Annotated in this window: 15 protein-coding genes; 7 read left to right on the top strand and 8 right to left on the bottom strand. The window is 31.0% G+C overall.

Going from position 1 to position 13,348, the window contains the following annotated elements; genetic code table 11:
• Nucleotides 1-972, top strand: a 972-nt coding sequence (locus ACIQ16_RS08435) for an alpha/beta hydrolase family protein (RefSeq protein WP_396150540.1), incomplete at its 5' end; no start/stop codon positions are given.
• 46 nt (nt 973-1,018) lie between these two features.
• Nucleotides 1,019-1,615, top strand: a complete 597-nt coding sequence (locus ACIQ16_RS08430) for a hypothetical protein (protein ID WP_396150539.1) — start codon at nt 1,019-1,021, stop codon at nt 1,613-1,615.
• Nucleotides 1,616-1,755: 140 nt separating this feature from the next.
• Here ACIQ16_RS08430 and ACIQ16_RS08425 read toward each other — a convergent pair whose 3' ends face one another.
• Nucleotides 1,756-2,118 carry a MerR family transcriptional regulator gene (locus ACIQ16_RS08425; protein ID WP_396150537.1) on the bottom strand — a complete coding sequence of 121 codons (363 nt, stop codon included), beginning with the start codon at nt 2,116-2,118 and terminating at the stop codon, nt 1,756-1,758.
• 107 nt (nt 2,119-2,225) lie between these two features.
• Between ACIQ16_RS08425 and ACIQ16_RS08420 the strand changes: the two genes are divergently transcribed.
• A complete protein-coding gene (locus ACIQ16_RS08420) occupies nt 2,226-3,041 on the top strand; it encodes an SDR family oxidoreductase (protein ID WP_396150535.1) in 816 nt (271 codons plus the stop codon).
• 111 nt (nt 3,042-3,152) lie between these two features.
• Here the strand turns inward: ACIQ16_RS08420 and ACIQ16_RS08415 are convergent, their stop codons facing one another.
• The gene (locus ACIQ16_RS08415) at nt 3,153-3,650 is read right to left on the bottom strand and encodes a hypothetical protein (protein ID WP_396150533.1); all 498 of its coding nucleotides are present in this window, start codon (nt 3,648-3,650) and stop codon (nt 3,153-3,155) included.
• Nucleotides 3,651-3,769: 119 nt separating this feature from the next.
• Between ACIQ16_RS08415 and ACIQ16_RS08410 the strand changes: the two genes are divergently transcribed.
• Nucleotides 3,770-4,288, top strand: a complete 519-nt coding sequence (locus tag ACIQ16_RS08410) for a hypothetical protein (RefSeq protein WP_396150531.1) — start codon at nt 3,770-3,772, stop codon at nt 4,286-4,288.
• A gap of 20 nt (nt 4,289-4,308) precedes the next feature.
• On the opposite strand, the gene ACIQ16_RS08405 is transcribed toward ACIQ16_RS08410, so the two are convergent.
• Nucleotides 4,309-4,773 (bottom strand): helix-turn-helix domain-containing protein, encoded by a 465-nt coding sequence (locus tag ACIQ16_RS08405; protein WP_291241795.1) that lies wholly within the window; start codon nt 4,771-4,773, stop codon nt 4,309-4,311.
• A gap of 136 nt (nt 4,774-4,909) precedes the next feature.
• On the opposite strand from ACIQ16_RS08405, the gene ACIQ16_RS08400 reads away from it, so the two are divergent.
• Nucleotides 4,910-5,392: an ester cyclase gene (locus ACIQ16_RS08400; protein WP_396150529.1), complete on the top strand. Its 483-nt coding sequence runs from the start codon at nt 4,910-4,912 to the stop codon at nt 5,390-5,392.
• Between the two features lie 43 nt (nt 5,393-5,435).
• Here ACIQ16_RS08400 and pheS read toward each other — a convergent pair whose 3' ends face one another.
• Nucleotides 5,436-6,455: a phenylalanine--tRNA ligase subunit alpha gene (gene pheS, locus ACIQ16_RS08395; protein WP_291241797.1), complete on the bottom strand. Its 1,020-nt coding sequence runs from the start codon at nt 6,453-6,455 to the stop codon at nt 5,436-5,438.
• Nucleotides 6,456-6,536: 81 nt separating this feature from the next.
• The gene (locus ACIQ16_RS08390; protein ID WP_396150526.1) at nt 6,537-6,893 is read right to left on the bottom strand and encodes a hypothetical protein; all 357 of its coding nucleotides are present in this window, start codon (nt 6,891-6,893) and stop codon (nt 6,537-6,539) included.
• Nucleotides 6,894-6,970: 77 nt separating this feature from the next.
• Between ACIQ16_RS08390 and ACIQ16_RS08385 the strand changes: the two genes are divergently transcribed.
• Nucleotides 6,971-7,534 (top strand): CvpA family protein, encoded by a 564-nt coding sequence (locus ACIQ16_RS08385; RefSeq protein WP_396150524.1) that lies wholly within the window; start codon nt 6,971-6,973, stop codon nt 7,532-7,534.
• A gap of 77 nt (nt 7,535-7,611) precedes the next feature.
• On the opposite strand, the gene ACIQ16_RS08380 is transcribed toward ACIQ16_RS08385, so the two are convergent.
• Nucleotides 7,612-8,295, bottom strand: a complete 684-nt coding sequence (locus ACIQ16_RS08380; RefSeq protein ID WP_396150522.1) for a response regulator transcription factor — start codon at nt 8,293-8,295, stop codon at nt 7,612-7,614.
• Complete coding sequence (locus ACIQ16_RS08375) at nt 8,288-9,559, bottom strand: sensor histidine kinase (protein WP_396150520.1); 1,272 nt, start codon at nt 9,557-9,559, stop codon at nt 8,288-8,290. The genes ACIQ16_RS08380 and ACIQ16_RS08375 overlap by 8 nt, the downstream gene beginning before the upstream one ends.
• A gap of 157 nt (nt 9,560-9,716) precedes the next feature.
• On the opposite strand from ACIQ16_RS08375, the gene ACIQ16_RS08370 reads away from it, so the two are divergent.
• Nucleotides 9,717-10,169: a DUF1573 domain-containing protein gene (locus ACIQ16_RS08370; protein WP_396150518.1), complete on the top strand. Its 453-nt coding sequence runs from the start codon at nt 9,717-9,719 to the stop codon at nt 10,167-10,169.
• A gap of 213 nt (nt 10,170-10,382) precedes the next feature.
• On the opposite strand, the gene ACIQ16_RS08365 is transcribed toward ACIQ16_RS08370, so the two are convergent.
• Nucleotides 10,383-13,331 carry a S8 family serine peptidase gene (locus tag ACIQ16_RS08365; RefSeq protein WP_396150516.1) on the bottom strand — a complete coding sequence of 983 codons (2,949 nt, stop codon included), beginning with the start codon at nt 13,329-13,331 and terminating at the stop codon, nt 10,383-10,385.
• Nucleotides 13,332-13,348 lie beyond the last annotated feature (17 nt).

Below are 13,348 nucleotides of genomic sequence, written 5' to 3'. Positions count from 1 at the left end.
AAAACAGCATTCGGTTATTTAAGAACCTTACTCTCAAAACCGGTTAATGCTTCGGGTAAATTACCAGCTATCCTTTTTATTCAAGGAAATATGTGCGAATCGGTGATTGAAGTACCAGAAAAAGACCCTTATGAACAATTTTGCAACGAAATGACATTGAAAGGTTATGCCGTTATGCGGATTGACAAACCAGGATCAGGTGATAGCGAGGGAAAGTTTACTACTTGCGATCAAATGACTTTTAATCAAGAACTTGAGCAATTTCAAACAGGTTTAGAATCTTTAATGAAAAACAAAACCATCGATTCCAAAAAAATCTACCTCTTTGGACACAGTATGGGCGGTATGATTACACCAATACTTGCAAGTACTAATCCTACTGTTAAAGGGGCAATGGTTTATGGCACATTATCTACTAATTTTGGAAGCTATTATCCCGAAATTATAAACAGAAGTTTGTTGCAATCGGGCAATAGTCCAGAAGTAGCTTTAGAATATAAAAATTACACTAAAGAAGTGATTACAGCAATTTTTGACGAGAATAAAACACCACAGCAAATCATTAAAGATAAACCAGAATATGATCCCGTGCTACAACAAGTTTTTGGCTGGAATGAAAAAGACAACACCATTATTTATAGGTCATTAGCTTTTAATAGAGAATTGAATAAGATAGACCCTAAAAAGTACTGGGAAAAAGTAACCTGCCCAATCCTTACCATATATGGAACTTCCGATTTTGAGGCGATTGATAAAGAGTATGCAACCGCAATGCTTGGTTGGACAAACGCAAAAAATGCCAAGCAATCTAAGGCAATTATTTTAGAAAATACCGATCATGCATTTGCCTTAGTAGGTTCTATGGAGGAAGGGATTAAGCTTAAGCATTCAGGCAACTATGCCCAAATTATGCAAGATAAATTTAACCCATTAGTAGTGACTAAAACTGCTGAATGGTTGGCATCATTTTAAATTAAAATTTAATTCTAAATAAATCAATAATCTTTAAATTCAAATTATGAAAAAATCATTTTTAACACTCGCATTACTTTGTGCAACAATAACAACATCAGTTGCACAAGAGATTGCTCCATCAAAAAATAAGTTTGGAGCTATTTTATCTACTAATATTTTTGGTTTCAATGATGATCTTAATAATGTTGCCGTAGGTGGCGGTTTTTTTTACAGCAGAAAAATTACCAATAGGCTATCTATCTATGCCGAGATGGATGGTTCAAGCCGTAATTATGGTGATGTAGCAATAAGTCCAGGCTTAAGCGGAGAATTTACAACTGGCAATCTTGCCGTCTATATTGGCCCAATGTTTGACATTGGAAAGAAGTCGAATTTAAGTTCTGGTTTAGCGCAAAACTATTTATTTAGCTCTGAACTTAAGACTACAACGGGTTCCAAAGACGTAAGTAGTGAAACAACAAATTATTCTTCTCTGTTCTTTGATTTTAGACACCAAATAAGTAATAAAATCAGTTTAGGAACAAGATATGAATGGGGATTAAATTCAATATTTAAATCTATAGATAGAAAAGTGTCTACTATTTCATTTACTGCTATCATTCATTTTGGAGGGAATAGAAATCAAGAAAATGGGAAGTAAACTTCCTGCAAATTGACATAAAGTTCAACCCTTCAATTTCAAAATAGTGATATACTAATTCATCGCATTATAGTTACAACTGTCGTCAACAAGAGAAGCAAAAAGCCTTTACAGCAATGTAAGGGCTTTTTTATTTATAATTAACATTTGTCGTTTAGGACATCTTTCTTGAATGTGTCTATTTGTTTTTTCATTTCTTTAATCTCCTTCATCTTCTGTTCAAGAGAATGTAATTTTTCATCGAGAATACTTAATTTTTCTTCTTTGCTAAATCTATTTTTGTACCAAGCATCTATGAGTTGCCCAATTTCTCTTATTGTGAAACCAATTGACTTAGCATCGCTAATGAATTCTAATTTTTCAATTGTTTCTTCATCATAGTGAAAATAATTGTTTGTTTTGATAGACTCATCGCGCTTTCCTTCAATCAATCCTGACTTCTCATAGAAGCGAATCGTGTGGGCAGAAATCCCTGTTTTCTTAGCTATTTCATTTATTAACATAATGCAAATATAAAAAATATTAAAAAAATAACAACTATAGACTATACTCTAATGTTGTAGGTTTGATTTTATACTACTAAGTTTGCACTAAATTAAAACATAATCATATGAAAAAGACAATTTTAATTACAGGATCTTCAAGTGGAATTGGGAAATCAACCGTTATTGAATTTGCAAAAAATGGATGGAATGTAATTGCTACGCAAAGAAATCCTGAAAAGGAATCTGACTTTAAGACCTTTAATAATGTCAAACTTTATCCTTTAGATGTTACGAACCTTGATAGTATCAGTAAAGTATTTCAAAAAGTAAAAGAAGAATTTGGGACTATTGATGTTGTTGTAAACAATGCGGGGTATGGAGTGGATGGCGCTTTTGAAGCAATGTCTGATGAAGTAATTGAAAACCAATTCAACACAAATGTATTTGGATTAATGCGAGTGACAAGAGAGGCAATAAAGGCGATGCGTCCCTCTGGTGGCGGAACAATTATTCAAATTTCAAGTATGGGTGGAAAAATAACGTTTCCATTATATAGCATTTATCATGCAACAAAATTTGCAGTTGAAGGCTTTACAGAGTCGTTACATTATGAATTAGCACAATTCAACATTAAATTAAAACTTATTGAACCTGGTCCAATTGCAACTGATTTTTATGGAAGAAGTAGAAAATTCATTAAGCCTGATTATACAAGTGATTATGATGTATTTATTTCAAAATTTAATGTGGCAGCAGCAAAAGTTATAAATGATGCAGAAGGGCCAGAGGTTGTTGCTAAAACAATTTTTATTGCCGCAACAGACAATAATAATAAAATGAGATATCCTATTGGTAAGCCAGGTCCAATGCTATTAAAGCTTAGAAAAATACTTTCTGATAAATTCTATTTCTTACTTGTTAGAAAAAGTTATAATATTTAACTATTTGTTTTTCTTATAGTTAAGTAAATTATCATCGCATTAAAATTGTAACTTTCTCCAATAGGGGGAGCAAAAAAAGCCTAACATTTCTGTTAGGCTTTTTTATTTATATTATTTTTTTGGAATGTCCTGAGAATACTGATTTATATTACTGACTTTTAAATCCAAATCAAACGCAAATAATTCGATTAATTCTTTTTTCCATACACTTCCATCTTTTCCTACTCTTGTCTCAATTGAGTTTACTAATACTCCAGAAGTTGGGTCTGTGTCTTTAATTCGTAAGGGTACGATTGAAAGTATTTCCCAATTTATAGAGGTATAATTAGCAAAATAGTTTTTCCAATCCTCTTTTGTTAATGTGGTTTTTACACCATCAAATCCAATAACCACACATTTATCTGCAATAAAAGTAGCGCATTTATTTGCATCCATAGTGTTGTATGCTTTTACAAATTCAATTATTTTTTCCGTTTCTCCACGATTTGAAAACACAAAAGGTTTGTTGTAAAATTCAGAATCTTTTACTAAAAATTTACCGCCAAAGTCTTGTGCTTGAGCAGTTCCTATTGAAAATAGGATACTAATAATCAATACTACTTTTTTCATTTCTTTCTTTTTTTAAGATTAATTGAAACAAAAATAAATAATTAGTTGTAAAAAACAAGTAATTATTTTAAATTTGTTTAATAATGAAACAACTTAATATAAACTTAAAACGTAATTTTATGAAAAAACAACTTGTTGTACTTGTATTGTCGAGTGCATTGTTCATGGCTTGTAAACCAAACAATGAAAAAGAAACCACAGAAAAAAATCCACATCAAATCGCAATTGGAGTGGATAGTTCTGCCAACATTAATTTAGCTAAAAAAGCAAATGAAATGGCAATGAAATTTGATTATGAAGGTTTAAAGTCAATTTTTATCCCTAATGCTAAATTGCATGACAATTCAAAAGACATTACTATCGAAGACAATATTGCAACTTTAAAAATGGCACAAAAAGAAGGTATTGCTATAAGCGTAAATGGCGAACCTATTTTTCATGAGGTTATTAATGATAAGCCTAACCCAAAAACAGGTATTTCAAATTATGTAATTTGTTATTATGATGTAACCTTTGCGAAAGGAGCAAAAAAAGTGAATATTAAAAATTATCACATGCTATTTGCGATTAAAGATGGAAAAATTCATGAAGTTTGGGATGTGTACGATGCATCGGAACTAACTACTTTATTTCAATAAAAAAACAAAAGCCTTTTTAATTAAAGGCTTTTTTGTTGTTCTATTTTTGCATTTTGCAGTGTTTCAAGAAACGTAATATATCGTTCTCTTCTTGTATTTTCAAAAAGTAGTCGGTCTGATTTTATTTCTGCTTTAATAGCAATTTGCATCGGATTAAATACAGATTCATCTATACTATCAATGGATAAAAGATATAATTCAATAATTAAAGGTAAGACGCATATTCCTTTTCTTGTTGCAATATATCGGGTGCTTTTTTTTGTTCCAGCTGGATTCAATTTTTCAATAAACCCTGTTTTCATCAAAAACTGAAGTTTATTTGTTAAAATATTCGTAGCTATTTTTTCTTTAGACTCTAAAAATTCTTTAAATGTAGATTTTCGATGCAAAAGCATATCTCTTAAAATTAAGAGTGACCATTTATCGCCGAGTAAATCAACAGAGACTGCAATAGCACATGTAGATCTGAATTCTTTTTTTTTCATTTTGGGGAGGGCAAAATTTATTATACAAAATTACAATTTTTTAAAAAAAGATAAAAGAATATTAACATTTAATAAGTTGCTTTTTACAAGTAATATTTGTAGGTTTGAAAAATATATTAATTTAAATATTAAAAAAATGAAAAAAATAGTATTGTTAGTTCTGGTAACTATTTCATTGTCATCTTGTATGTCAAACGCCGATAAAACGGCATCTGTATCCAAAAAAAATGTAGATTTTTATACTAAAGTATGGGATCAAGTTATTAATGAAGGAAAAGTTAATGTACTTGATACGGCTTATGCTGAGTCAATTGTACTGCATACGGTTCCTGAAATTAAAGGTGTTAAAAATGCTAAAGCCTATTATTCTGGTTTTGTTACAGGTTTTTCAGACAGAACATTTACAGTAAAAAGCATGTTTGCCGATGGAGAAAAATTAGTAAAACATTGGCAATTTAAAGGGACACACACAGGTGATTTTGCAGGTATTAAACCTACTGGAAAAACAGTTGATATTGAAGGTTGTACTATTGCAAAAATTGTAGACGGAAAAATTGTTGAAGAACAAGATTTTATGGATAATATGAGTTTCTTAACACAATTAGGTGTACTTAAGTAAAAACAAAATCAAAAAAATCCCGAGATTATCGGGATTTTTTATTTTATAAACTTGACTTAAATTGTTCTAAGAAACGAACATCGTTTTCATAAAACATTCTAATATCGCCAATTTGGTACAATAACATTGCAATTCTTTCAATTCCCATTCCAAAGGCGTAACCGGTATATTCATTTGGGTCAATACCACAGTTTTTCAACACATTCGGATCAACCATTCCGCAACCCATAATTTCTAACCAGCCTGTTCCTTTTGTAATTCGATAATCGGTTTCTGTTTTCAATCCCCAATAAATATCAACTTCTGCACTTGGTTCTGTAAATGGAAAGTAAGACGGACGCAATCTTATTTTAGATTTTCCGAACATTTCTTTCGTAAAATATAATAGCGTTTGTTTTAAATCGGCAAACGACACATTTTTATCAATATATAAACCTTCTACTTGATGGAAAATACAATGCGAACGAGACGAAATGGCTTCGTTACGAAAAACCCTTCCTGGAGAAATGGTTCTAATAGGCGGTTTGTTGTTTTCCATATAACGAACCTGCACAGATGAGGTATGCGTACGCAACAAAACATCTGGATTGGTTTGAATAAAAAACGTATCCTGCATATCTCGTGCTGGATGATATTCTGGTAAATTTAATGCTGTAAAGTTGTGCCAATCGTCTTCTATTTCTGGACCTTCAGACACATTGAAACCAATGGTTGAGAAAACATCTAAAATTTGATTTTTTACTAATGAAATCGGATGACGCGAACCAATATTTATTGGATTTCCTGGACGAGATAAATCACCAAATACATTAATAGATTCCGTTTTAGTTTCAAGAAGCTCTTGGATGGCTTTTACTTTTTCTTCTGCCGTGTTTTTCAACTCGTTTATTACCTGTCCAAATTCTTTCTTTTGTTCGTTTGGTACGTTTTTAAATTCGGCAAAGAAATCTTTAAGCAAACCTTTACTTCCTAAGTACTTAATACGAAATTCTTCTAAAGTACTTTTGTCTTCAGTTTGAAACGCTTTAGCTTCTTCAATATGTTGTTTTATCTTGTTTATCATCGTAAAAGGGTAATAAGCTACAAATTTATGTATTTTTTAGCGATTAGTGAAAAGTGATTTGCATTTAGTTTCAACTCAGCACTAATTAATTATCTCTTTTTCTAAAAAATAATTTACAATGGCTTCTTTCATTAAAACCGATTGTTCTCCTGCTTTTAGTGCTGGTAATTCTTTTATTACTTTATAATGAGGCCAGCCCTCTTTATCGAAAAATTCAAATTCGTAATATCCGTAAGGCTCTAATAGTTTACAAATAGCAATATGCATTAGGTTTACTTTTTCGTCCTTTTTGAATTCTATATTTATTTTGCCTAATTCTTGCACGCCAATTAAATAAATAATCGCATCTAAATCTAATACTTCACCATCGGCAAATTTATCAGATAAAAAAGTTACTACTTTTTCCCAGCGTTCTTTTAATTGTATATCTCTCGACATTTGTATTTAGTTTTTTACAAAGATAGTATTTGAGGTTTGCATTTTGTAGTTTTGTTTTTATAAAATAAATATAATTTATGGAATTTATTGATATTGTTTTTGCCGTCTTATTAGGGTACAGTATATATAATGGGTTGAAAAATGGTCTTTTTGTAGAAATAGCTTCTTTCAGTTCTTTAATTGTGGGCATTTTTGTAGCGATAAAATTTTCACATATTGTCCGATTGGCTTTAGAAGAAAAAATAAAAACCAATCCAAAATACATTGAAATTATTGCTTTTGCTATAACTTTTATTTTAGTACTTATTGCCATTCATTTATTGGCTAAATTTTTTACAAGTATCGCAAGTTTTGCTTATTTAGGTTGGTTAAATAAATTGGGAGGCGCTGTTTTTAGTATGTTAAAAACCATTTTAATGTTAGGTGTTTTATTGAATTTACTTCAAAAAATAAACACTAATAATATGTTGGTAAAAGAAGAAACCTTAAATAAATCGCTTTTTTATCAACCCGTACAAGAAGTTTCAAAATTTATGTCGCCAAATCTTGAAAAATGGTACGAAGAAGTAAAAGAAAGAACAAAAGAAACACCTGAAAATGAAAAAGCTTCTGACTCGTTAAATGTAGACAAAAATGAATAAGTCACGGAATATATAAGAGAAAAAATAAGAGATGCTTTCAGCAGGACAAACTGTGTGGCTAATTTTGTGGGTTTTTCCTATTCACTAACCCATTTAAAGCCGACTCTCGGAATATTTTCAATAGCTAAATTCGGTGTTTCTTTTATTATTTTTCGTAAACGAGAAATAAAAACATCCAAACTTCTGCCTAAAAAATAATCGTCGGATCCCCAAAGTTCCATCAGAATTTTTTCGCGTTTTAAAACCGTATTTGGGTTGTCTAAAAACAGTTTTAGTAATTGCGCTTCGCGTTCTGTAAGCGTTATTTTTGTAGTTTCGGTTTTGATTAAATAATTTTCGGGTTCAAAAATAAAACCTGAAAACTCATATCTTTTTAGGACTTTTTCAGTGTTTTTTTGACTTCGGTGTAAAAAGACTTCAATTTTCAAAATTAGTTCTTCAATCGAATATGGTTTCACTAAATAATCATCCGCGCCAAGTTTTAAACCTTTAATACGATCTTCTTTCATCGTTTTTGCCGATAAAAAAATAATTGGAATTTCCTGATTGCGTTTCCTGATTTCGGTAGCCAATTCAAATCCATCCATTTCAGGCATCATTATATCAGTAACTACAATGTCAAATTGGTTTTTGAAAAACATATTTAAACCTATTTTCCCGTTACTGCAATGCACTACATCAAAATGTTGTTCTAAATTATCAACAGTTAAAAACGCCAGCGTTTCCTCGTCTTCAATATATAAAACTTTCTTTTTACTCATAATCTTTTTGATTAATTATAATCGTAACAACAATTCCTTTGTCAGGATCATTAGCGATGGTTATTTTCCAAAGATGTAAGTCGCAAATCTTTTTCACATACGACAAACCAATTCCAAAACCTTCAATATTTTTGATGTCTTGGCGCGAAACTCTATAAAATTTATCGAAAACGAAAGGTAAATCTTTAGTTGGAATTCCACAACCGTTATCTTTAATCTGAATAGAAAGTTGCTGGTTAATTTCTGCAACAACAACTTCAATTTTAGGCGATAATCCAGAATATTTCACTGCATTATCCACTAAATTAAATAGGATGTTGTACACGTGAAATTCATCTGCTTTTAAAATATATTTTTTTGTAGTTATTACATCGATATCAATTTCCTTGTCATATTTTAATAGAATATTGTCTTTTACTAAGTCTAAAACGGGTCTCAATTCAAACGTAGTTTTATCAATAAGCATTTGTTTGCTTTCAGTTTTTGCAACATATAAAATCTTTTCAATATGTTCATTTAACCTTTTTGTTTGATTGACAACAATTTGATTGTATTTTTTCAGTTTCGGATTGTCTTTTATTTCGTTTTGTTCTTTTACATAATTTGATGCGATGAGAATCGATGCCAACGGTGTTTTAAATTCGTGCGACATATTATTAATAAAATCTTTTTGTAATTCGGTATATTTTTTCTGTTTTAACATCAGTACAACTGAATACACATAAATAATTAATACCAGAAACAAAACAGTAGTAAAAATCCAATATTGATTTAAGTTTTTAAAATAATTTTGTTCAATATCCGGGAATCGAATAGCAAAATAATAGGTGTATTTAGGATTTTTTGTAAAACAACTCGGACATTTAATAGGTTCTTTTTTCCCATTACTATTGATGTGATTACTAAATGCCATTTTATCTGAAGAGCAATTATAAACAGCGTATTCAAAATCAACATCTAAATTATTTTTCTCAAATTCTGAAATTAAATAATGTTCTAAAATGGTGTTTTCAAATTCATAGTTTACATTAACCGTAAAATAATTTCCGGACACTTTTTCTACCTGATTGGAAACCAATAAACCTGTTAAATTATCTTTGTATAGTTTTTCTAAAACGTCTTGTAATGCAAAGAATATTTTATCTTCAGTATCTTTTTTTGCTAATTTATGGGCGTTATTTATTAAAAACAATTGCATAATAATCACTCCTACAATGGCGAGAAATCCAATTATTATGACAATATTAAATCGTGATAGTTTCATTTATATTCTAAATTTTTAACGATATTAAGATAAATTATCAAGCGAAATTAATCATTAACAACTCATTAACACAATAAATACTGTCGATTAACAACATTAATTAAAAAAATAAATACATTTGTGATGTTAATAAACAACTAATTTAATTATAATAATTATGAAAACAGTAAAATTACTTGCAATTGCATTATTTATGGGCTCACTTTCATTTGCTCAAACTGCTGCTCCAGCTCCTGTAGCTGTTCCAGCTGCACCACAAACACCCTCTCAAATGAAATGGGAAAAAGAAACTCACGAATTTGGAACAATTGAACAAGGAAAACCAGTATCTTATGAGTTTACTTTTATAAACACTACAAACAAAGATGTTACTTTAAAAGATGTAAAAGCATCTTGTGGATGTACAGCAACTAATTACACAAAAACAGCTATCAAACCAGGTGAAAAAGGAACGGTAACAGCTACTTACAATGCTGCATCAGGTGGTGCTTTTCACAAAACCGTTACGGTAATCACTAGTGAAGAAAATGCTATGCCGAAAACAATTACAATTAAAGGAACAGTTAAAGTTAATGAAGCACCAGCAGTAGCTGCTCCAGCTTCAAAATAATAAAAATAGTATTTATACTTTAGTCCCGATAAGATTTTACTTATCGGGATTTTTTTTATGTAAACTTTCTACACGCTATGTTTATCGGTACTACTTGATTTGTTTTATTTATTAGCCTTGCTAAATTTAGTATAGACGACAACAAATAAACAGGAATTAAAAGTGCGTTTTTTACAAAAAAAAAGGAGTTCTAATTAGAGCTCCTTTTTATGTTTATTTTGCTAACACAATTTTCTTGGTTATTTTAGAACTTCCGTTTTCTATAGTTATTATATAAACGCCATCCGATAAATTAGAAATATTTACATTATCTACGGCGGTTTTCATTTCTTTAGTTGAAATTATTCTGCCTTGTATATCATATAGTTTTACGATTGAATTACTTTCTAAATTTTGATTACCTAAATCAATATTTACAATCCCAGTTGTTGGATTAGGATATATTTTTAAGTTAGAAAAAGTTGTGTCTTCAGTTGCAAGCGGCACTTGGATGTTACAAATTTGTAGTTTTACAGAATTAATTGTTCCGCCATCACCATTATAAGGGTCATCTACTGTTAAAGTCCAAATTCCATCTGCAATTAATCCATTTAACGCAGTCAAGGTCTCAGAAGGAATTACACTTCCAGTTAATGCTGGTGCTGTGGCGCCACAAGCAACCGGTATACCACTATCATCCATAGTACAGTTTACATTATCATTATCTCCACACGGTTGATCTAAAAGAATAATTACTGGGCTACCAATTGAAGCGGGTCCTGTTAGTTTTACTTTAAAATCTTCAATATAGGTGTGTGTAATATTTAGAGCAACATTTAAATCTCCGATAGTTAATCCACCAGTAACTAAAATTGGTACAGATGCTATTGCGTTTGCAGTACTAGCTATTGTTGCATTTGAAAAGTCAGTAGCAGAAAATTCATTTCCACAAGATAAAACACCAGTTTGAAAGTTATTTACTGTTGCGTTAGAAAGATTTTCTGTACCACATCTATTTGATTGTGATACTCTCCAATAATAATTGGTTTGTTGTAATAAATTGGAAACTATATAAGAATTTCCAATTATATTCGGAATATCAAGAATTGTTGTTGCAAAACTTGGAGAGGTAGAAACTTGCAATCTATATGATTCAGCATTTGCTAGAGCATTCCAAACTAAATTTACCGTAGTAGCAACACCAACTTGATTATTAACGGGATTAGAGCCTGCTATTGGCGTAAAAGTACTGCTAAATAATTTTAAATATTTATATCTTGTTTCTGTTTCCAAACCATTGTTTCCAACTATACCAATATTATAACTTCCTGGATTAGCTAAAGATAAATTTGAGATTGTTAGCGTAACAGGTCCGTTCGAATTTCTTGATGATGGTGTAAATACAGCTGTAGCACCACTTGGCAAACCACTTGTTGAAAAATTGGTTGTTGTTGTACCTGTTTGAGTATAGTTAAATGTAAATGTAGCCACTTGATTAGCGCAAACTTCAAGATCATTAGAAGTAGGAATAATTGCAAATCCAGAAGTAACACCTGTAATTATTAATGAAAAATCTTGTTTGTTAGTTACAAGGTTTCCTTTATGAGTAACTGTTATTACATAATCTCCTGCAGGTGGAGAATCTATTTTTACTTGTTCTACATTATCAATATTATTATCCCCAATTCTAATAGCATCTAGAGTTGGGTCTGAATCTAATTTCCATGGGAAATACGTTATTCCGTTTCTTGTAATTCTAACATCTAAATCGTTTACAAGCGCACGGGTTAAATCATTAGCTTCTCTTTGTCCATTATTGGCATCTCCAGGAACATCTGTCCAACAAGCAGTAGCTATTAAAGGAGTTGTTCCTAAAGACTTTACTGTGATTGTATATGTTTGTCCTTGATTTAGTTTTTCTTCAGAAATCCAAGCGTTTAATCCATTAGAAGTAATAGCTTGCGCGGCTGCTTTAGCATTCAATAATCCCCATCCAAAAACCACATCTGGACCAATATTTCCAGAATCGTCTGCGGTATGACATGCCAAACCTTTTAAGGTAGCAGCTTTCATGAATTTAGTAGTTAAATTATTATGGTGTTGTTGTAATAGTATTAAGGTACCTGCAACATTTGGTGATGACATCGATGTGCCTGTTAACGTTGTAGTAGCAGAATTTCCGTTACTCCCTGTAGATAATAAATTGGTGCCATTACCTGTTAAATCCGGTTTTATTCTTCTGTCATCAGTAGGCCCTTGACTACTTGAGCTATTAATTACTACTGGAGCCGTTAAATTTCCAGCTGTATTTACAGTCGCATCTTCACAATTTGCTATAACTAAATTATTTTTTGCCGTTTTATTTCCAGTAAGTTTATCAATTCCATATGATATGGGATTAGCATTATTTTGATCGGTTCCAGAATTACCTGCTGATGCCACCATTAAATAGTAAGGTGCTAAATATGCAATTTCGTCCCAGTTTTTTGCATCGGAATCATAAGTACCAATATACCATGCAGGCAATGCTGTTCCTGAAGTCCCTGTAATGGGAACACCATATGAATGATTTGATACAAGCATTCCACCCAATACTTCATCAAGAACTTCAGTTTCATCATCCGTCCAATCAAAAGTTCTTCCAGAAGCTTCATAAGCCATTCCTCGAATATTTGTTGCTCCGTTTGCTAAAATCGTGCCTGTTACATGTGTAGCATGAAAATTATAATCAGTACTAGCGGCATCATCAACACAGACAACTCTTGTTCCGAAGTGATTATGCTGCGTTCTAACTTTTCCTCCATCCCATACTCGTGCAACCATTCCTTGACCATTTAAAGTAAGTCCAAGTGACCCTCCAGTATTCAAATGAATAGCTCTAGTTGATTTTGCTGCGGCCTGATTTTCAGTAGAAAAATATATCGGATAACCATCAGGTGTTAACTTCATTAATTGATGAAAGTTTCCTTTTTTATCAGTATAACTTAATGGAATATTATTTTCCAGAGCATATTTATAAGCTCTTGTTTTTTCCTTTTCTTCTAAAATTTTGAATTCCTTTGCTTTGCTTTTAATTAGCGCTACATCGTAATCTTTAGTGATATTTATAATATCTTTTTCAGATTGAGCAAATCCAAAAAAACTTGTACATACTAAGAATAGTATTAATAATTTATTTTTCATCTTATTTGTTTTTAGGC

The sequence above is a fragment of the Flavobacterium sp. genome (genome assembly GCF_044360715.1).
In the GTDB taxonomy this organism is placed as follows: domain Bacteria; phylum Bacteroidota; class Bacteroidia; order Flavobacteriales; family Flavobacteriaceae; genus Flavobacterium.
The sequence above is the reverse complement of the archived record's forward strand: the minus strand, read 5'-3'. Positions and strand labels throughout refer to the sequence as shown.

What these genes read in the sequence shown, in the direction of transcription:
- ACIQ16_RS08405 (WP_291241795.1), bottom strand. Translation starts at nt 4,773, where the DNA reads ATGAAAAAAAAAGAATTCAGATCTACATGTGCTATTGCAGTCTCTGTT.
- ACIQ16_RS08375 (WP_396150520.1), bottom strand. Translation starts at nt 9,559, where the DNA reads ATGAAACTATCACGATTTAATATTGTCATAATAATTGGATTTCTCGCC.
- ACIQ16_RS08410 (WP_396150531.1), top strand. Translation starts at nt 3,770, where the DNA reads ATGAAAAAACAACTTGTTGTACTTGTATTGTCGAGTGCATTGTTCATG.
- ACIQ16_RS08425 (WP_396150537.1), bottom strand. Translation starts at nt 2,118, where the DNA reads ATGTTAATAAATGAAATAGCTAAGAAAACAGGGATTTCTGCCCACACG.
- ACIQ16_RS08430 (WP_396150539.1), top strand. Translation starts at nt 1,019, where the DNA reads ATGAAAAAATCATTTTTAACACTCGCATTACTTTGTGCAACAATAACA.
- ACIQ16_RS08390 (WP_396150526.1), bottom strand. Translation starts at nt 6,893, where the DNA reads ATGTCGAGAGATATACAATTAAAAGAACGCTGGGAAAAAGTAGTAACT.
- pheS (WP_291241797.1), bottom strand. Translation starts at nt 6,455, where the DNA reads ATGATAAACAAGATAAAACAACATATTGAAGAAGCTAAAGCGTTTCAA.
- ACIQ16_RS08400 (WP_396150529.1), top strand. Translation starts at nt 4,910, where the DNA reads ATGAAAAAAATAGTATTGTTAGTTCTGGTAACTATTTCATTGTCATCT.
- ACIQ16_RS08380 (WP_396150522.1), bottom strand. Translation starts at nt 8,295, where the DNA reads ATGAGTAAAAAGAAAGTTTTATATATTGAAGACGAGGAAACGCTGGCG.
- ACIQ16_RS08365 (WP_396150516.1), bottom strand. Translation starts at nt 13,331, where the DNA reads ATGAAAAATAAATTATTAATACTATTCTTAGTATGTACAAGTTTTTTT.
- ACIQ16_RS08370 (WP_396150518.1), top strand. Translation starts at nt 9,717, where the DNA reads ATGAAAACAGTAAAATTACTTGCAATTGCATTATTTATGGGCTCACTT.
- ACIQ16_RS08415 (WP_396150533.1), bottom strand. Translation starts at nt 3,650, where the DNA reads ATGAAAAAAGTAGTATTGATTATTAGTATCCTATTTTCAATAGGAACT.
- ACIQ16_RS08420 (WP_396150535.1), top strand. Translation starts at nt 2,226, where the DNA reads ATGAAAAAGACAATTTTAATTACAGGATCTTCAAGTGGAATTGGGAAA.
- ACIQ16_RS08385 (WP_396150524.1), top strand. Translation starts at nt 6,971, where the DNA reads ATGGAATTTATTGATATTGTTTTTGCCGTCTTATTAGGGTACAGTATA.